Annotated in this window: 19 protein-coding genes and 1 pseudogene; 11 read left to right on the plus strand and 9 right to left on the minus strand. The window is 68.8% G+C overall.

Annotated features, from left to right (window positions below):
- Position 1 precedes the first annotated feature (1 nt).
- The 6 genes from V5O46_RS19865 to V5O46_RS19890 all read left to right on the plus strand — a co-directional run bounded on the left by V5O46_RS19865 (position 2) and on the right by V5O46_RS19890 (position 4,939).
- Positions 2–496: a low molecular weight protein-tyrosine-phosphatase gene (locus tag V5O46_RS19865; protein ID WP_332885967.1), complete on the plus strand. Its 495-nt coding sequence runs from the start codon at positions 2–4 to the stop codon at positions 494–496.
- The gene (locus V5O46_RS19870) at positions 493–1,704 is read left to right on the plus strand and encodes a cystathionine gamma-lyase (RefSeq protein ID WP_332885968.1); all 1,212 of its coding nucleotides are present in this window, start codon (positions 493–495) and stop codon (positions 1,702–1,704) included. Before V5O46_RS19865 ends, V5O46_RS19870 begins: the two co-directional genes overlap by 4 nt.
- Before the next feature lie 211 nt (positions 1,705–1,915).
- Complete coding sequence (locus tag V5O46_RS19875; RefSeq protein ID WP_332885969.1) at positions 1,916–2,821, plus strand: LysR family transcriptional regulator; 906 nt, start codon at positions 1,916–1,918, stop codon at positions 2,819–2,821.
- 98 nt (positions 2,822–2,919) lie between these two features.
- Positions 2,920–3,402, plus strand: a complete 483-nt coding sequence (locus tag V5O46_RS19880; RefSeq protein WP_332885970.1) for an NUDIX hydrolase — start codon at positions 2,920–2,922, stop codon at positions 3,400–3,402.
- A gap of 143 nt (positions 3,403–3,545) precedes the next feature.
- Entirely contained in the window at positions 3,546–4,412 is an 867-nt protein-coding gene (locus V5O46_RS19885) for a GNAT family N-acetyltransferase (protein ID WP_332885971.1), read from the plus strand.
- Between the two features lie 74 nt (positions 4,413–4,486).
- The gene (locus tag V5O46_RS19890) at positions 4,487–4,939 is read left to right on the plus strand and encodes a GNAT family N-acetyltransferase (protein WP_332885972.1); all 453 of its coding nucleotides are present in this window, start codon (positions 4,487–4,489) and stop codon (positions 4,937–4,939) included.
- A gap of 97 nt (positions 4,940–5,036) precedes the next feature.
- On the opposite strand, the gene V5O46_RS19895 is transcribed toward V5O46_RS19890, so the two are convergent.
- From V5O46_RS19895 to dnaB, 3 genes are all read right to left on the minus strand, one after another.
- Positions 5,037–6,422: a serine hydrolase domain-containing protein gene (locus V5O46_RS19895; protein WP_332885973.1), complete on the minus strand. Its 1,386-nt coding sequence runs from the start codon at positions 6,420–6,422 to the stop codon at positions 5,037–5,039.
- Positions 6,423–6,527: 105 nt separating this feature from the next.
- Positions 6,528–6,962: a VOC family protein gene (locus V5O46_RS19900; protein ID WP_332885974.1), complete on the minus strand. Its 435-nt coding sequence runs from the start codon at positions 6,960–6,962 to the stop codon at positions 6,528–6,530.
- 88 nt (positions 6,963–7,050) lie between these two features.
- Positions 7,051–8,529 (minus strand): replicative DNA helicase, encoded by a 1,479-nt coding sequence (gene dnaB, locus V5O46_RS19905; RefSeq protein ID WP_332885975.1) that lies wholly within the window; start codon positions 8,527–8,529, stop codon positions 7,051–7,053.
- 459 nt (positions 8,530–8,988) lie between these two features.
- Between dnaB and V5O46_RS19910 the strand changes: the two genes are divergently transcribed.
- Positions 8,989–10,326 carry an MATE family efflux transporter gene (locus tag V5O46_RS19910; protein ID WP_332885976.1) on the plus strand — a complete coding sequence of 446 codons (1,338 nt, stop codon included), beginning with the start codon at positions 8,989–8,991 and terminating at the stop codon, positions 10,324–10,326.
- A 180-nt stretch (positions 10,327–10,506) separates the two neighbouring features.
- On the opposite strand, the gene rplI is transcribed toward V5O46_RS19910, so the two are convergent.
- The 4 genes from rplI to rpsF form a co-directional block, all read right to left on the minus strand.
- Positions 10,507–10,953, minus strand: a complete 447-nt coding sequence (gene rplI, locus V5O46_RS19915; protein ID WP_332885977.1) for a 50S ribosomal protein L9 — start codon at positions 10,951–10,953, stop codon at positions 10,507–10,509.
- An 18-nt stretch (positions 10,954–10,971) separates the two neighbouring features.
- Positions 10,972–11,208: a 30S ribosomal protein S18 gene (rpsR, locus tag V5O46_RS19920; RefSeq protein WP_003949403.1), complete on the minus strand. Its 237-nt coding sequence runs from the start codon at positions 11,206–11,208 to the stop codon at positions 10,972–10,974.
- 45 nt (positions 11,209–11,253) lie between these two features.
- Positions 11,254–11,829 carry a single-stranded DNA-binding protein gene (locus V5O46_RS19925; protein WP_332885978.1) on the minus strand — a complete coding sequence of 192 codons (576 nt, stop codon included), beginning with the start codon at positions 11,827–11,829 and terminating at the stop codon, positions 11,254–11,256.
- Between the two features lie 77 nt (positions 11,830–11,906).
- Positions 11,907–12,197, minus strand: coding sequence for a 30S ribosomal protein S6 (gene rpsF, locus V5O46_RS19930; protein ID WP_003991486.1), 291 nt, complete (start codon positions 12,195–12,197; stop codon positions 11,907–11,909).
- Between the two features lie 291 nt (positions 12,198–12,488).
- On the opposite strand from rpsF, the gene V5O46_RS19935 reads away from it, so the two are divergent.
- Positions 12,489–12,803, plus strand: coding sequence for a hypothetical protein (locus tag V5O46_RS19935; protein ID WP_332885979.1), 315 nt, complete (start codon positions 12,489–12,491; stop codon positions 12,801–12,803).
- 343 nt (positions 12,804–13,146) lie between these two features.
- Here the strand turns inward: V5O46_RS19935 and V5O46_RS31975 are convergent, their stop codons facing one another.
- Positions 13,147–13,437 (minus strand): transposase, encoded by a 291-nt coding sequence (locus V5O46_RS31975; RefSeq protein WP_456300724.1) that lies wholly within the window; start codon positions 13,435–13,437, stop codon positions 13,147–13,149.
- Between V5O46_RS31975 and V5O46_RS32085 the strand changes: the two are divergent.
- From V5O46_RS32085 to V5O46_RS19950, 3 genes and pseudogenes are all read left to right on the plus strand, one after another.
- Positions 13,345–13,615: pseudogene (locus V5O46_RS32085) on the plus strand (transposase); the annotation flags it as partial. The gene V5O46_RS31975 and the pseudogene V5O46_RS32085 overlap by 93 nt on opposite strands.
- Positions 13,616–13,874: 259 nt before the next feature.
- A complete protein-coding gene (gene femX, locus V5O46_RS19945; protein ID WP_332885980.1) occupies positions 13,875–14,996 on the plus strand; it encodes a peptidoglycan bridge formation glycyltransferase FemX in 1,122 nt (373 codons plus the stop codon).
- Between the two features lie 105 nt (positions 14,997–15,101).
- A complete protein-coding gene (locus V5O46_RS19950; RefSeq protein ID WP_332885981.1) occupies positions 15,102–16,133 on the plus strand; it encodes an alanine racemase in 1,032 nt (343 codons plus the stop codon).
- Positions 16,134–16,250: 117 nt separating this feature from the next.
- On the opposite strand, the gene V5O46_RS19955 is transcribed toward V5O46_RS19950, so the two are convergent.
- On the minus strand, positions 16,251–17,759 hold the full coding sequence (locus tag V5O46_RS19955) for a glycosyltransferase family 87 protein (protein WP_332885982.1): 1,509 nt from the start codon (positions 17,757–17,759) through the stop codon (positions 16,251–16,253).
- Between the last annotated feature and the right edge of the window lie 71 nt (positions 17,760–17,830).

Here is a 17,830-nt window from a genome sequence, read left to right on the forward strand (position 1 = left end):
GATGACCTATCGCGTCTGTTTCGTCTGCACCGGCAACATCTGCCGCTCCCCGATGGCCGAGTCGGTCTTCCGCGCGCGCGTGGCGGAATCCGGGCTCGAGGGCCGGGTAGGCGTGGACAGCGCCGGTACGGGCGGCTGGCACGAGGGCGAGGGCGCCGACCCGCGCACCATGGCCGTCCTGGAGCGCAACGGCTACGGCCTGGATCACACGGCCCGGCAGTTCCAGGTGGAGTGGTTTTCCCGCCTGGATCTCGTCATCGCCCTCGACGCCGGCCACCTCCGGGCGCTGCGCCGGATGGCTCCCACCGAGCAGGACGCGGCCAAGGTGCGTCTGCTGCGGTCCTACGACCCCGCCGTCAGCGGCGGCGACCTGGACGTGCCTGACCCGTACTACGGGGGCGCGGACGGCTTCGAGGAGTGCCTCGAGATGGTGGTGGCGGCGAGCCAGGGCCTGCTCGCCGAAGTACGCGAGCAGGTGGAGGGACGGGCGGCATGAACGATTCCGCCACACATGACGGGCGCGGCACCAACCCGGACGCGCTGCCCCATGACCCGGGCGCTCCGCCCTGCGACGCGGGCATCGGCGCGGGCGACGGCACACGCGCGGTACGGGCCGGGCTGCCCGAGCCGGTCAGGCACGAGCCGACCCTGCCCGGTCCGGTGTTCGCCGCCCACTTCCATCTGCCCGGCGATCCCACCGGTCCGTACACCTACGGGCGGGACGAGAACCCGACGTGGACCCTGCTGGAGCAGGCCGTCGGCGGTCTGGAGGCGCCCGGGCGGGACGACGTGGAGACACTCGTGTTCGCCTCGGGCATGGCAGCGATCTCGTCGGTGCTCTTCTCCCAGCTGCGCGCCGGTGACGCGGTCGTCCTGCCCAGCGACGGCTACCAGGTGCTGCCCCTGGTGCGTACCCAGCTCGAGGCGTACGGCGTCCAGGTCCGCACCGCGCCCACCCGCGGCGACGCCCAGCTCGAGGTGCTGGACGGCGCCAGGCTGCTGTGGATCGAGACGCCGTCGAATCCCGGGCTCGATGTGTGTGACGTCAGGCGGCTCGTCGAGGCGGCGCATGCGCGCGGCGCCCTGGTCGCCGTCGACAACACCCTCGCCACACCCCTCGGGCAGCGTCCGCTGGAGCTGGGCGCCGACTTCTCCGTGGCCAGCGGTACCAAGCAGCTGACCGGCCACGGCGATCTTCTCCTGGGATACGTCACCGGCCGCGACGGCGAGGCCATGAACGGAGTGCGGCGCTGGCGCAAGATCGTCGGAGCGATCCCCGGGCCTATGGAAGCATGGCTCGCCCACCGGTCCATCGCCACGCTCCAGTTGCGGGTCGACCGGCAGAACGCGACCGCGCTGCGGGTGGCCGAGGCTCTGCAGAGGCGTCCGGAGGTGACCGGCCTGCGCTACCCGGGACTGCCGGACGATCCGTCCCACAAGATCGCCACACAGCAGATGCGCCGCTACGGGTGCGTCGTTTCCTTCACGCTTCCCACGCGCGCGCGTGCCGATCGTTTTCTCGACGCGCTGCACCTGGTGGACGATGCGACGAGTTTCGGCGGGGTACGGTCCACGGCCGAGCGGCGCGGGCGCTGGGGCGGTGATGCGGTACCGGAGGGCTTCATCAGGCTGTCGGTCGGGGCGGAGGACCCTGAGGACCTGGTGACGGATCTGCTGCGGGCACTGGTCGCCTCGCGGGACTGATCGCCTGTCACGGTTGTGGACAGCGGGTGGTCCGAGCCTCCCCCCTCGTGGCTCGGACCACCCTCGGTTCTGCGCGCGAGGAACCGCGTCGACAAGGCTAGTTGACTCAGTGTCAGTGTCCAATCACGGTAGCGACAGAGACCTATCGACATATTTATAGTTGGGCGGGACCGGAGGGTCGGAGGCACGGCAGTGGAGGGGGTGGTTCTCCGTGGATCTGGCGTTGCTGCGCACCTTTGTGACCGTGCACCGAGCCGGCTCCTTCACTCGCGCCGCTGCCCTGCTCGGCCTCTCCCAACCGGCCGTCACCGCGCAGATCCGCACCCTCGAGCGGCAACTTGGCCGGCCTCTGTTCCTGCGCCAGGCCCGCGGCGTCACCCCGACGAGCATCGGCGACGAGCTCGCCCACAAAGCCGCGCCGCATCTCGATGCCCTCGTGGAGATCGCCGAGTCCGGGCTCGATGACACCTCCTCCCTGCGCACTCTGCATCTCGCCGGGCCTCCCGAGTTCACCGCCGAGCGTGCACTGCCTGCCCTGACGGAGCTCACCGGCGAGGACGGCCAGGGCTTCGCCCTGCGCACCTCCTTCGGAAACGCCGAGGAGTCCCTGGAGGGGCTGGCCGCGGGACACCATGACCTGGCCATCAGCACAGCCCGGCCCCGGGGTGCCCTGCTCACCGCGACTCCGCTCTGCGACGAGGAACATGTCCTGGTCGCCGCACCCCGATGGGCGAAACAGCTCGGCGTCGGCACACCCGGCCGCGACGGAGCACCGGCGCTGGAGCAGATCCCCGTCGTCGAGGTGCACGAGTCACTGCCTCTGGTCTCCCGGTACTGGGCGGCCGTCTTCGATTCCCGCCCGGCCGCCCCGGGTACGGTCATTGTTCCTGACCTGCGTGCAGTCCTCGCCTGCGCGGTCGCGGGCGCCGGACTGGCGGTGCTGCCCCGGTATCTGTGCACGAATGCCCTGGAGGGCGGTGACGTCGCCGCCCTGCACGATCCAGCCGTGCCGCCGCTGCGGACGTACTTTCTCGCCGTGCGCACCGGCACCCTGGCGATGCCCCACATCGCACGGGCCCACGAGTGGCTGCTGCAGGCTGCGGCCGACTGGAGCTGACCCCGGGGTCAGCCCGGAGATGCCGAGGGCGTCGCTGGAGGTCAGAGCGGTGCAATCCGCGATGTTTCACGTGGAACCTACCGGGCCACATTTCTCCCATGACCGTCCGACCCGTGGTCAAGCGCACCGCTCGCGCCGTTCTCCTGGACGGCGACGATCTGATCCTGATCAAGCGCACCAAGCCAGGTGTGGATCCCTACTGGCTCACTCCCGGTGGCGGAGTGGAACCGGGGGACACGACCGTCGTCGATGCGCTGCACAGGGAGGTGTACGAGGAACTCGGCGCCAAGATCACCGATGTGGTCCCGTGCTTCGTAGACACCGTGGAGCACATCGGGGAAGACGGCGGCGCGACTGGCGTCAAGGTGCAGCACTTCTTCGTCTGCCGTCTGGAGTCCATGGACCCGTCGCTGCGGCACGGCCCCGAGGTAGAGGAGCCCACCGGCGAGTACGAGATCGTGCGGGTGCCGTTCACCCGGGTGGGGATCGCCTCGGTCCATCTCGTCCCTCTGTCGCTCCGGCATTACCTGGACGGCAACATCGAGGGCGTACGCGCCATGCACGCCCCCGACCTGGGATGAGCCGAGACACAGATCGGTGTTTCACGTGAAACGTCGTGCAGGTGACGCAGCGCTGTGCAGCCGGACACGACATGGCCAAAAGATCGCATCGCTCACCGGAAACCGGTGGACGCCAAGCGCTCCCGTCGGCCAGCCTGACCTGCGTGCCGACACCTTCTCCTGCCGCCCTGCCGATCCGCCGCCTGACGCGTCGTGATCTCACCGCGTGCGCCGACCTGTCCGAGGACCGGGGGTGGCCACGCGAAGAGCACAAGTGGGGTCTTCTCCTCACAGCCGGGCGGGGGTACGGCATCGATGACCCCGCAGGCGGACTGGTCGGCACCTGCACCATCACCGAGTACGGTGCCCAGGACCGTCCCGCCTTTGCGGCCATCGGCATGGTGCTGGTCGCGGAGCGGCACGCCCGGCAGGGTGTCGGGCGTCGGCTGATGCGCCATGTGACCACCACTATGGGCCCGACCCCGCTCACCCTGCACGCCACCCCCAGCGGCCGACCGCTCTACGAGGAGATCGGCTTCAAGGTCACCGGGCGGGCGGAGATGGTGCGCGGACGCTTCATGCCCAACAGCTCCGAGCCCGAGATCGCCACCAGGGCAGCCACAGCGGGCGACCTCACGGCGATCGTCCGGCTCGACGAGGACGTGTTCGGTGCCGACCGCACCCACATCATCACCCGACTCCCCGCGTTCGCCGACCAGCTGCGTGTGGCGGAGGAGAACGGCCGGATCATTGGCTACGCGGCAGCCTGGCCCAATATGGACACCCATGTTGTGGGCCCGCTGATCGCCCAGGACACGGAGACGGCCAAGGCACTCGTGGCTTCCGTCGCCGCCCGGACCGACCGTCCACTGCGCACCGACATCGATGTGCGCCACGAAGAACTGCTGGACTGGGTCAAGGCTCGCGGCCTGGTGTCCATCGCGTTCAACTCTGTCATGGCGCACGGCATCACGGAGCTGCCCGGCGACTGGAACCGGCGGTTCGCCCCGCTGACGGTGGCAGCGGGCTGACCACCCTTCCCCATGCCGCGTTACGCATAGGGATCGGCCCCGCTCACGGCCCCTGTCTGCATAGGGTGCCTGCTATGGGAGATCTTGATATCCGGCCCGCCGACGAGAACGACATACCCGCGATAGTCGCCCTGCTCGCCGACGACCCGTTGGGTGCCCAGCGCGAGTCACCCGGCGACCTGAGCCCCTATCTGCCGGCATTCGAGCGGCTCCGCACCGACCCGAACCAGCATCTGATGGTGGCCGTCCGCGAGGGCCGGGTGATCGGCACCCTCCAGTTGACGATCGTTCCCGGACTGTCCCGCCGCGGAGCAACCAGGTCGGTCATCGAAGCCGTGCGTGTCCAAGCGGACGAGCGCGGCAGCGGCCTGGGGGCCCGGCTCATCACCTGGGCCGTCGACGAATCCGGACGTCAGGGCTGCGAGTTGGTGCAGCTGACCTCCGATGCCAGCCGTACCGACGCGCACCGTTTCTATGAGCGACTCGGCTTCTCGGCGTCGCACGTCGGTTTCAAGCTCCAGCTCTGATCGACCGCTGCGGTGTCCGCTTCCACGTGTGTGGTGTCCTGTTTCACGTGAAACAGGACACCACTCCGCTCTCCCGGCTCACGTCCCGGCAGAACGCCTAGCGGATGCCCCGCCAGCCCTCCGGGTCGACCCCGCCCGGCACCGGAGCCTCTTCGTCGTACGGCTGACGCGTGAACACGAAGGAGCCGAGATCGAGATGGCTCACCGTCCCGTCCGGGCGCTGTACCGCACGCAGCACCTCCCCGGCGTAGTAGCCCTCCAGACCGGTCCAGGTGCCGTCGTCGTTCGCGCGGAAGTGTGAGCGGCGGCCCGGGCCCGAGAGCGGCTCCAGCGAGATGTCACTGTCCCGGGTGAGCCGCAGCGCGAACCCCTGTGTTCCCCAGTACCAGGGCCCGGTCAGATCCAGCACGGATTCGTCCACGTCCGGCAGCGGGCGCCAGGGCTCGGGGATCCGCGGCTCGGCCTCGGCGACGATCCGGACCAGGCCGGCTGCCACCGCGCCCAGCAGCGGGCCAGAGGTGCAGTTGGCCAGCACCACCACGGCCACGTCGTCCTCGGCGCTGATGGTGAGGTTGGCCAGAAAGCCCGGGAGGGATCCGGAGTGCCCCACGAGCAGCCGCCCGTCCCGGTGCTGGATCTGCAGCCCGAGCCCGTACGCCACCCCGTCCGCAAGGTCCGCGGCCTCGGCCGGGGCCGCGGGCGCCCGCATCTCCCGTACGGTCCGAGCGCTCAGCACCGTGTCGTCACCGTGGGTCAGGAAGGCAGCGAACCGGGCCAGGTCCGCGGTGGTGGACCAGAGCTGACCGGCCGGGGCCATCCGGCCGAGGTCCTCGGCGGGCTCGGTCAGCATCACATCGGCCCACGGATGCACCGCCCAGCCACCTGCGTGCGGGGCCGTCGGCCGTCCACTCGTGCGCTTCAGCCCCAGAGGTTCCAGTACCTCCTGACGCAGCACGTCCTCCCAAGGAGCGCCGCGCAGCTTCTCGACGAGCGAGCCGAGCACGGTGTATCCCGGGTTCGAGTAGTGGTGCCGACGGCCCACCGGATGCCGGAAGGGCTGCCCGCCCAGGACATCGCCGAGGTCGGGGCGGAGCGAGCCAGGAGTCCGCTCCCACCAGGGGGCCGGCGACTCGGCGGCCAGTCCTCCCGTGTGTGCGAGCAGCTGGGCGACGGTGACCTCCCCCGCCCCGGTGCCCGGCAGATGCTTCTCCAGCGGGTCTCCGAGATCGAGCAGGCCCTCGTCACGCAGCCGAAGGACCAGAACGGCGGTGAACGTCTTGGTGATCGAGCCGATCCGGTACTGCACATGTTCGTCGGGTCCGTGCCCGTCGACCGAGCTCCGAGCTCCGTGCCAGAGCGCCTGCCCGTCCCGGACCACCGCGGCGGCCAGTGACGGCGCCCGCCCTTCGGTCTGGGCCACGGCGATCCGGTGCAGCAGCGCACGCCGGGTTGCGGGAAGCAGCTCGTCCTGAGGTGTCGTCATGCTCCCAGTCCACAGGCCCGGACATCGCGCGTCGAGTCGATTTCATCCCTCCGCGTCCGGCCTGTCGGGGGAAGTTGCTCGTCCTGCCCCATCGGGACACGACCTTCAGTCCAGACAGAACTCGTTACCCTCGACGTCCTGCATCACGAGGCACGACTCGTTGTAGTCATCGGCCGTCAGGAGACGTACGCGTACCGCGCCGAGTTCGACCAGACGTGCGCATTCGGCCTCAAGTGCAGCGAGGCGCTCTGCACCCACGAGCCCGGTGCCGACCCGCACGTCGAGATGCACCCGGTTCTTGACGACCTTTCCTTCGGGGACGCGCAGGAACAGCAGTCGCGGGCCCACTCCTGAGGGATCAACGCACGCGAACGCGGAACCCTGACGCTCCGGCGGCAGCGATTGATCGAAGTCGTCCCACGTGGCAAACCCCTCCGGCGGCGACGGTACGACGTATCCCAACACCTGGCACCAGAAACGAGCGACGCGCTCGGGTTCTGCGCAGTCGAAGGTGACTTGGAACTGCTTGATCGACGTCATCGGCCCACCATAGCGTCGCGTGCCAGGCCGTCCGCGAGCCCGGGAATCGCATGCTCCCGCCGGAATCAGAGGAGCTACACGGAGCCGCTCAGGTCTGCGCCATGTCCACGAAGCGTGAGTAGTGGCCCTGGAAGGCAACGGTGATCGTCGCTGTCGGGCCGTTTCGGTGCTTGGCGACGATCAGGTCGGCCTCGCCGGCGCGAGGAGACTCCTTCTCGTAGGCGTCCTCGCGATGCAGCAGGATGACCATGTCGGCGTCCTGCTCGATGGAGCCGGACTCGCGCAGGTCGGAGACCATCGGCTTCTTGTCGGTGCGCTGCTCGGGGCCACGGTTGAGCTGGGAGAGTGCGATGACCGGGAGCTCCAGCTCCTTGGCCAGCAGCTTCAGATTCCGGGACATGTCCGAGACCTCCTGCTGGCGGCTCTCGGCGCGCTTGGAGCCACCGGACTGCATCAGCTGGAGATAGTCGATGACGACCAGCTTGAGGTCGTTGCGCTGCTTCAGGCGACGGCACTTCGCCCGGATCTCCATCATCGACAGGTTCGGTGAGTCGTCGATGTAGAGGGGGGCGGCCGAGACGTCGGGCATCCGGCGCGCCAGGCGGGTCCAGTCGTCGTCCGTCATCGTGCCGGACCGCATGTGGTGGAGCGCGACGCGGGCCTCGGCCGACAGCAGTCGCATGGCGATCTCGTTCCGGCCCATCTCCAGCGAGAAGATGACACTGGGCAGATTGTTCTTGATCGAGGCCGCTCGGGCGAAGTCGAGCGCCAGGGTCGACTTGCCCATCGCGGGACGGGCTGCGATGACGATCATCTGCCCCGGGTGCAGACCGTTGGTCAGCGAGTCGAAGTCCGTGAAGCCCGTGGGCACGCCGGTCATCTCACCGCTGCGTGAGCCGATCGCCTCGATCTCGTCGAGAGCACCCTCCATGATGTCGCCGAGCGCCAGGTAGTCCTCACTGGTGCGCTGCTCGGTGACCGCATAGATCTCCGCCTGCGCACGGTTGACGATCTCGTCCACGTCGTCGTCGGCCGCGTATCCCATCTGGGTGATCCGCGTACCCGCCTCGACCAGGCGGCGCAGCACGGCGCGCTCATGGACGATCTCGGCGTAGAACGCGGCGTTCGCAGCCGTCGGCACGGTCTGCACGAGCGCGTGCAGATAGGACGCACCGCCGACCTTGTTGATCTCGCCGCGCTTGGTGAGCTCCGCGGCGATGGTGATCGGGTCGGCGGGCTCGCCCTTGGCGTAGACGTCGAGGATCGCCTGGTAGATCGTCTCGTGGGCGGGCTTGTAGAAGTCGTGGCCCTTGAGGAGCTCCACGACATCGGCGATGGCGTCCTTGGACAGCAGCATGCCGCCGAGGACGGACTGCTCGGCCTCAAGATCCTGGGGCGGCACCCGCTCGAACGACGACCCCGCGTCGTCCCAGACCCCGGCCTCCCGGCCGCGCTCGTGCTGCTCGTCGCGGCCCCTGATCACGTCACCGCGCCGACGGGAGGCAGGGAGACGATCACTGGGTCCGCTGTCGGCCCACGGCTCGTCCAAGGGCTCGGAAATGCTCACCGAGCCACCTCCTCCCGTCCGCCGCGCGGACCTCGCCGTGCCTCTCATTTCTACGGCACGGCACTGACAAACAAGAGACCCAACTCCGGTTGCGGCGCGTCGGATTTGTGACGTTTTGCAGGGCGGCGGTCGAAGCAGGCGCCGCACCACGGTAGGCCTGCCGGCACCGTCAGCCAATCTGGTTATCCACAGGCCATGTGGACGACGGCCCAGATGCTGTGGAGAACTCCGCGAAACCTGTGCACGAGCCGGTGGACAGCCCTGTGAACAAGCCCTCGCCGATCGTCGTAGCACCGCTGCGACCTGCTACTTTCTCATCCACTGGCTGTGCAGAAGAAAAACATCCCTGGTCGGCTCAAGATCACCCCGAAGGCGACGGAGAGCAACACCCTCCGCATCGCAGAGTAAGGGTCAGAATCACATTGCATCTCTTACCTGTGGACGATTAGATTGGTGCACATGACACAGGCCCCCGCGCGCTCCCGGCCGGCCCGGCGCCACCATGACCGAGAGATCGTCGTGCTGGCCGTGCCGGCCTTCGGTGCGCTCGTCGCCGAGCCTCTCTTCGTCATGGCCGACAGTGCGATCGTCGGCCATCTCGGCACCGCACAGCTCGCGGGACTGGGTATCGCCTCCGCGCTGCTCACCACCGCCGTCAGCGTGTTCGTCTTTCTCGCCTACGCCACCACGGCGGCCGTCGCCCGGCGCGTCGGCGCGGGCGATCTGCAGGCCGCCATCCGGCAGGGCATGGACGGCATCTGGCTCGCCCTGCTCCTCGGTGCCGCCGTCGTCGCGATCGTGGTGCCCACGGCACCGGCCCTCGTGGACCTCTTCGGCGCCTCCCACACTGCGGCCCCGTACGCGACGACCTACCTGCGGATCTCCGCACTCGGCATCCCGGCGATGCTCGTCGTGCTCGCCGCGACCGGTGTACTGCGGGGTCTGCAGAACACCCGGACACCGCTCTATGTGGCCATCGCAGGCTTCGTCGCCAACGCCGTCCTCAATGTCGTGCTCGTCTACGGTGCCGGGCTCGGCATCGCTGGTTCCGCGTGGGGCACGGTCATTGCCCAATGCGGGATGGCGGCGGTCTATCTGACCGTGGTCGTTCGTGGCGCCCGTCGCCACGGCGCCTCGCTCCGCCCGGACGCCGCCGGGATCAGAGCCTCTGCCCGGGCGGGGGTGCCGTTGCTGGTCCGTACGCTCTCGCTGCGGGCCATTCTCATGATCGCCACGGCCGTTGCCGCCCGCCTCGGTGACGCCGACATCGCGGCTCACCAGATCATCCTGTCGCTGTGGAGCCTGCTCGCCTTCGCCCTGGACGCCATCGCCATCGCCGGACAGGCCATCATCGGACGCTGTCTCGGGGCTGGAGACACACAGGGTGCCCGGGATGTCTGCCGCCGCATGGTGGCCTGGGGCATCACAGTCGGGGCCGGCCTCGGTCTGCTGGTGGTGATCAGCCGCCCGGCGTTCCTCCCGCTGTTCACGGGTGACCCCGCGGTCAAGGATGCCGCCTTGCCCGCTCTGGTGATCGTGGCACTCTCCCAGCCGATCTGCGGCGTCGTCTTCGTCCTGGACGGCGTGCTGATGGGCGCGGGTGATGGCCCGTATCTCGCCAGGGCGATGCTGGCGGTCTTGGCGGTGTTCACCCCCGTGGCGCTGCTCGTCCCGACGCTCGGCGGCGGACTCACCGCCCTCTGGGGAGCGATGACGCTGATGATGACCGTGCGCATGCTGACCCTCTGGCTCCGCACCCGGTCGGGCCTCTGGGTGGTGACCGGCGCGACCCGCTGACCGTTTCACGTGAAACATCGCGCATAGACCGTTTCACGTGAAACACGGGACGCCCACGTCGCACCCGCCGTCGATCTGGGACACGCCATGACGCCAAACCCTCACGACGTGTCCCACGACGATGGGGCCGCACCCCGAGAGGTGCGGCCCCATCGCTCACTGCTTCAGCGAGTACAGCCCTCAGGCCGCGACGACCTCGATGCTGACCGTGGCGGCAACCTCGGGGTGCAGACGCACGGACGTCTCGTGGGCGCCCAGCGTCTTGATCGCCGAGGCGACCTCGATACGGCGCTTGTCGACCTCGGGGCCACCGGCAGCCTTGATCGCCGAGGCGATGTCGGCCTGGGTGACGGAACCGAAGAGACGACCGGCGTCGCCGGCGCGGACCGCGAGACGGACCTTGACACCCTCGAGCTGGGCCTTCACCTGGTTGGCCTGCTCGATGGTCTGGATCTCGTGGATCTTACGAGCACGACGGATCTGCTCGACGTCCTTCTCGCCGCCCTTGGTCCAGCGGATCGCGAACTTCCGCGGGATCAGGTAGTTGCGGGCGTAACCGTCCTTGACGTCGACGACGTCGCCCGCGGCGCCGAGGCCGGAGACCTCGTGGGTGAGGATGATCTTCATGAGTCGGTCACCCTTCCCTTATCGCGCGGTGGAGGTGTAGGGCAGCAGCGCCATCTCACGGCTGTTCTTCACGGCCGTGGCGACGTCACGCTGGTGCTGGGTGCAGTTGCCGGTCACGCGGCGGGCACGGATCTTGCCGCGGTCGGAAATGAACTTCCGCAGCATGTTCGTGTCCTTGTAGTCCACGTACGTGACCTTGTCCTTGCAGAACGCGCAGACCTTCTTCTTCGGCTTGCGCACAGGCGGCTTCGCCATGGTGTTTCTCCTGTGTGATCAAGAAGTTGGGGTACGAACCCGCCCCTAGAAGGGGGGCTCGTCCGAGTAGCCGCCACCGCCGCCGGAGCCACCGCCCCAGCCGCCGCCACCGCCCTGCTGGCCACCGGCCGGAGAGCCGGTCGCCCACGGGTCGTCGGCGGGAGCGCCGCCGCCCTGCTGGCCGCCACCGGGGCCGCCGCCCCAGCCGCCGCCCTGCTGGCCGCCACCGCCGCCGTAACCGCCCTGGCCACCGCGGCCCGTGGTCTTGGTGACCTTGGCCGTGGCGTTGCGCAGGCTGGCGCCGACCTCGTCGACGTCCAGCTCGTAGACCGTGCGCTTGACGCCCTCGCGGTCCTCGTAGGACCGCTGCTTCAGCCGGCCCTGCACGATCACGCGCATGCCTCGCTGGAGCGACTCGGCGACGTTCTCCGCCGCCTGGCGCCAGACCGAGCAGGTCAGGAAGAGGCTCTCGCCGTCCTTCCACTCATTGGTCTGGCGGTCGAAGGTGCGGGGAGTGGACGCGACACGGAACTTCGCGACGGCCGCACCGGACGGGGTGAAGCGCAGCTCGGGGTCGTCGACAAGATTGCCGACGACCGTGATGACGGTCTCGCCTGCCATGGGGGAACCTCTCGGCGGGTTTGCTGCTGGCTGCTTGTGCTGCTACTCGAAGCCCGGGATCAGCTGAGCGGAAGAGCTCAGTGGGTCTCGGGACGGAGGACCTTGGTCCGGAGGACCGACTCGTTCAGGTTCATCTGGCGGTCGAGCTCCTTGACGACCGCAGGCTCGGCCTGCAGGTCGATGACCGAGTAGATGCCCTCGGGCTTCTTCTTGATCTCGTACGCGAGACGACGACGGCCCCAGGTGTCGACCTTCTCGACCTTTCCGCCACCGTCACGGACGACGGAAAGGAAGTTCTCGATCAGCGGAGAGACAGCGCGCTCCTCGACGTCGGGGTCGAGGATGACCATCACCTCGTAGTGACGCATGTGGAACCCACCTCCTTCGGACTCAGCGGCCACGGTCGTTCCGTGGCAGGAGGGTTGTGATGCGTACGCCTCGGCGTCTGTCAGTAAAACAGCGGCCACTGACAATCGGGGTGGCTGTGCAGCACCCCGGGTCAGGGCTACCAGGGCTGTCCCTGGGCAGACACCGGTGCAGACGGTACACAGTACCCGCACACCGGCTTCCGGTTGAAATCCGACCGTGGACCCGGTCAATCTGTACACATCGGGTGTGCATGGCGCTACGATGCGCCGCTTTTTCGCAGGAGGTGCCCCATGGCACAGGTATTGCGGCCCAACACCGGCGGAGGCCTCTTGGCCACGGACGGCAAGCCCCATCCGCTCCAGGACACCCTGCTCGCGGTGACCCTGGTGCTGGGCATCACGTCGTTCGTCACGGCGATGTTCCACCATCTGCACCTGCTCAGTTCCTGGACCGGCCTGGTCGGGATCCTCACCGGCGCCTACGGCCAGTGGATCTCGGAGACGACCCGCGAGCGCACCGGATTCATCCTGGGCATGGGGGCCGCGGCCATCGGCTTCTTCCTGGGCATGGCACACGGCGGGCTCTTCGGCGGGCTCATCGACTGACAGTGAGGATTGACCATGGCATCGCCCTGAAGGCTGGCTCTTCAGCCGACTGACGCTTCGGTTGTCCTTGTGGGGAATCGTCGGCTGGGCCGGGCGATGCCGTCTGGCGCGTGGCCGGTCGGGCTTCCGTGACTTCATGGCGCCTCTGTGTGTCAAGCGGCCTGAGCTAGGTGGCTCCGTTGGTCTCGTTTCATGATCCGGTAGACCACGTTGGACAGGCGTCGCTCGAGGGCCAGGCGCGCCTCCGAAGGGGCCTTTCCTTCGGCGATCTTGCAGAGGTAGCAGTCCTGTCCGCGCCCGCCGTCGCGGATCTGGCAGACGGCGATGGTGTGCAGAACCGAGTTCAGCGGCGCGGTTGCCACCGGTGTTGAGGCGGTGGCGGACGTTGTTGCCGCTGGAGGCGTCCAGGGGTGCGCTGCCGGTGTAGGCCGGCGAAGTGGTGCTCGGTGGGGAACCGGCTGACGTCCCCGATGTGGCCGAGGACCTTCGCGGCCAGCACGGTGCCCAGGCCCGGCAGGGTGGTCAGCGTTGTGCGGGTGGCTGCGGGGCCGCCCCGGTCCCGGCCTTCTCCGGCCGCACCAACCGCCACCGCCTCAACCGCGGCGGCGACCGCGCGGCCGACAACGCCCTGCACACCATCGTGCTGGTCCGCATGAAGTACGACCAGCGCACCTGGGAGTACGTCGCGCACCGCCCAAGGCATGAACAAGAAGGAGATCGTCCGGTGCCCGAAACGGTTCGTCGCCCGCGAGATCTACCGACACCTACCCCATGTGACCCACACCACCACACCGCTCCCACAGACCGCTTGACGATCTATAGGAGCTTCCCCGGGGACACCACCCGTGCAACCCCGCCCTGGCACGGACCCCACATGCCGAACACCGCGCGGCGCTCCGGCCGCCCGCCGACCGGAACGCGACTGCCATACGCCGCGGGGCAGATGGGAACTGTCGGACCGTCCCCAGGTGTCGTGGGCCCGGACGGGGCGCCCCATGGGCGCAGTAGGCTTCGCGCGAGAGCCGGAGCCCCTGAACCCATGGGGACACACCAGCCCGAGGAGCGCCCCGAATGAGCCTGACCCTGAGGACCATCAGTCGTGAGCAGCATCTGGCCTACATCCAGAGCATGCCCTCGGCGAGCCACATGCAGGTCCCGGCCTGGGCTGATGTCAAGGCGGAATGGCGCTCGGAGAACCTCGGCTGGTTCGACGAGCGGACCGGCGAGCTGGTCGGTGCCGGTCTGGTCCTCTACCGGCAGCTGCCCAAGATCAAGCGCTACCTCGCCTATCTGCCCGAGGGTCCGGTCATCAACTGGTTCGCGCCGAACCTTCAGGACTGGATGGAGCCGATGCTGGCGCACCTGAAGCAGCAGGGTGCCTTTTCGGTCAAGATGGGTCCGCCGGTGATCATCCGGCGCTGGGACGCGGCCTCCATCAAGAAGGGCATCCAGGACCCGGACGTCAAGCGGCTGCGCGACATCGAGGCCGACCACATCGAACCGCGCGCATTCGAGGTCGCAGACAAGCTGCGCCGCATGGGATGGCAGCAGGGCGAGGACGGCGGCGCCGGCTTCGGCGACGTGCAGCCCCGGTACGTCTTCCAGGTGCCGCTGGCGGGCCGCTCCCTGGAGGAGGTCCACAAGAACTTCAACCAGCTGTGGCGCCGCAACATCAAGAAGGCCGAGAAGGCCGGCGTCGAGGTGGTCCAGGGCGGCTACCAGGATCTGGAGGAGTGGCAGCGGCTGTACGAGATCACGGCCGTGCGGGATCACTTCCGGCCGCGCCCGCTGTCCTACTTCCAGCGCATGTGGACGGCTCTCAACACCGAGGACCCCAACCGCATGCGGCTGTACTTCGCCCGCCACAACGGCGTGAACCTGTCGGCGGCGACGATGCTGGTCGTCGGCGGGCACGTCTGGTACTCCTACGGTGCCTCGGACAACATCGGCCGGGAGGTCCGGCCCTCCAACGCCATGCAGTGGACGATGCTCCGCGACGCCTACGCGCTCGGCGCCGGCGTCTACGACCTGCGCGGCATCTCGGACTCGCTGGACGAGACCGACCACCTCTTCGGTCTGATCCAGTTCAAGGTCGGCACGGGCGGTCAGGCGGCCGAGTACCTCGGCGAGTGGGACTTCCCGCTCAACAAGCTGCTCCACAAGGCGCTCGACATCTACATGTCGCGCCGCTGACCCGCAGCTCGTCCCCGACCCCGCACCACCCACCCTCTGTCCCTCATCCCCTCCTCACCCTCACCACCGACACAGGCAGCCACGAGAAAGGTTCCAGGTCCGGCCATGGCGCTCACGCTCTACGTCGACACCGCGCGCTGGCGGGCGCACCACAAGCACGTGCAGGAGCAGTTCCCCGGGATCGTCCCGGTCTGCAAGGGCAACGGCTACGGCTTCGGGCACGAGCGGCTGGCGGAGGAGGCGACCCGGCTGGGCGCCGACATCCTCGCCGTGGGCACGACGTACGAGGCCGCCCGGATCAAGGACTTCTTCAGCGGAGACCTGCTGGTGCTGACGCCCTACCGGCGCGGCGAGGAGCCCGTGCCACTGCCCGACCGGGTGGTGCGCTCGGTGTCCTCCGTCGACGGCGTATACGGCCTCGTGGGCGCCCGAGTGGTCATCGAGGTGATGTCCTCGATGAAGCGGCACGGCGTCAGCGAGCAGGATCTGCCGCAGCTGCATGCCGCCATCGAGAACGTCCGTCTGGAGGGCTTCGCGATCCACCTCCCGCTGGACCGCGCCGACGGCTCGGACGCAGTCGAGGAGGTCATCGGGTGGATGGACCGGCTGCGCGCGGCCCGGCTGCCGCTGCACACCATGTTCGTCAGCCACCTCAGGGCCGAGGAACTCGCCCGGCTGCAGCAACAGTTTCCGCAGACGCGCTTCCGGGCCCGGATCGGCACCCGGCTGTGGCTGGGCGACCACGAGGCCACCGAGTACCGGGGTGCGGTCCTGGACGTGACCCGTGTCGCCAAGGGCGAGCGCTTCGGCTACCGGCAGCAGAAGGCCGCCTCCGACGGCTTCCTGGTGGTCGTGGCGGGCGGTACGTCACACGGGGTGGGTCTGGAGGCCCCGAAGGCGCTGCACGGCGTCATGCCGCGGGCCAAGGGCGTCGCACGGGCCGGTCTGGCCACCGTCAACCGGAACCTGTCGCCGTTCGTCTGGGGCGGCAAGCAGCGCTGGTTCGCCGAGCCGCCGCACATGCAGGTGTCGATCCTGTTCGTCCCCGCGGATGCGCCGGAGCCCAGCGTGGGTGACGAACTGGTGGCCCATCTGCGGCACACCACCACGCAGTTCGACCGTCTCGTCGACCGCTGAGCACCTGGGCGGACGCGGCAGCAGACGAACCGAAGGCCGTACACGGTGAAACGATGCCGTGTACGGCCTTCTGTGTGGGGAGTGCCTGCGGAGATACGCCGCCATCTTCACGTTCGCTCAGGGCGAACCCGGGTCGGGTCTCCCGGTGGCCCACTCCACCGGTGTCCCGTCGACGGGCGCCGCATGCCGGGCGGGCCTGGCCGCGGGGCCGAACACGAACACGTCCTGGGCACCGTCGAGCACTCCGCCCGAGGGATCGTCGGCACCGGCCCGCCGCACCGGGTCCCGCTCCGGCATGAGGATGTCGCGCACCACCATGACGCAGAGGAACAGCGTCCCCAGCAGATGCGCCCCGATCGCCCAGTGGTAGCCGTCGGTCGGCAGTCCCTTGTGAGCGTCGCCGCTGGTCGTATAGGCGAGGTACATCCAGATCCCGAGGAAGTACGCCACTTCGCAGGCCTGCCAGATGAGGAAGTCCCGCCACCTGGGTCGGGCCAGCACGGCCAGCGGCACCAGCCACAGCACGTACTGCGGTGAGTAGACCTTGTTGGTGAGGATGAACGCCGCGACGATCAGGAAGGCGAGCTGGGCGAAGCGCGGTCGGCGGGGTGCGGTCAGGGCGAGTGCCGCGACGCCGCAGCTGCACAGCAGCATCAGCAGCATGGCGAGCGTGTTGACGGTCTCGGTGCTGAGCGGGTTGTCCGAGTTCTGGGCCATGATCAGCCAGAAGGACCCGAAGTCGACCCCTCGCTCCTGGCTGAAGGTGTAGAACTTCGACCAGCCCTCGAAGGCGAAGAGCATCACCGGCACATTCACCACGAGCCAGGAGCCCGCCGCACCGCCCAGCGCGATGCCGTACTCCCGCCATCTGCCCGACCGCCAGCACAGCACCAACAGCGGTCCCAGGATCAGGAAGGGGTAGAGCTTGGCAGCCGTGGCGAGCCCCAGCAGCACACCGAAGGCGAGCGGACGGCTCCGGGACCACATCAGCATCGCGGCGGCGGTCAGGGCGACGGCCAGCAGGTCCCAGTTGATCGTGGCGGTGAGAGCGAAGGCGGGTGCCAGTGCGACCAGCAGTCCGTCCCAGGGGCGCCGGGCGTGGGTACGGGTCACACAGACCGCGATCACGGCCGCGCACACCATCAGCATCCCGGCGTTGACCATCCAGTACCACTGCTCCTGGTGCTGGATGCTGCCGCCGCCGGGTGTGAGCCACGACGCGAACTCCATGAAGACACCGGTCAGCACCGGGTACTCGAGGTACTGCATGTCGCCGGGGAGCTTGTCGAAGTACGGCACGAGGCCGTCGGCGAAGCCGCGCCCCTGATAGAGGTGGGGAATGTCCGAGTAGCAGGCATGCGTGTACTGCGAGCTGGCCCCGAAGAACCAGGCGCCGTTGTAGCAGGGGGCCTTCTGGACCAGGCCGAGGGCGAACATACCGATCGCCACGAGCGCGATCATCCGCACCGGGGTCCACCAGGACGTCCCGACCAGGGCATGCCGGCCCAGGGGGCCACCGATCAGCTCACTGCCGGTCGCGGCGACCTCGTCCTGCCTGGTCGGCCGTACCGGGTCCGGCGTGGGCGCGCTCGCTTGCGTCGATTCTGCACTGGGCATGGGGCACATCCTGCCGTACGCGTCTGAGGAAAGGCCGGGGCCGGGCCCCCCCCCCGGGGGGGGGGGCCCCCCAGGAAAAG

This window comes from Streptomyces poriticola (assembly GCF_036689765.1).
In the GTDB taxonomy this organism is placed as follows: Bacteria; Actinomycetota; Actinomycetes; order Streptomycetales; family Streptomycetaceae; genus Streptomyces; species Streptomyces poriticola.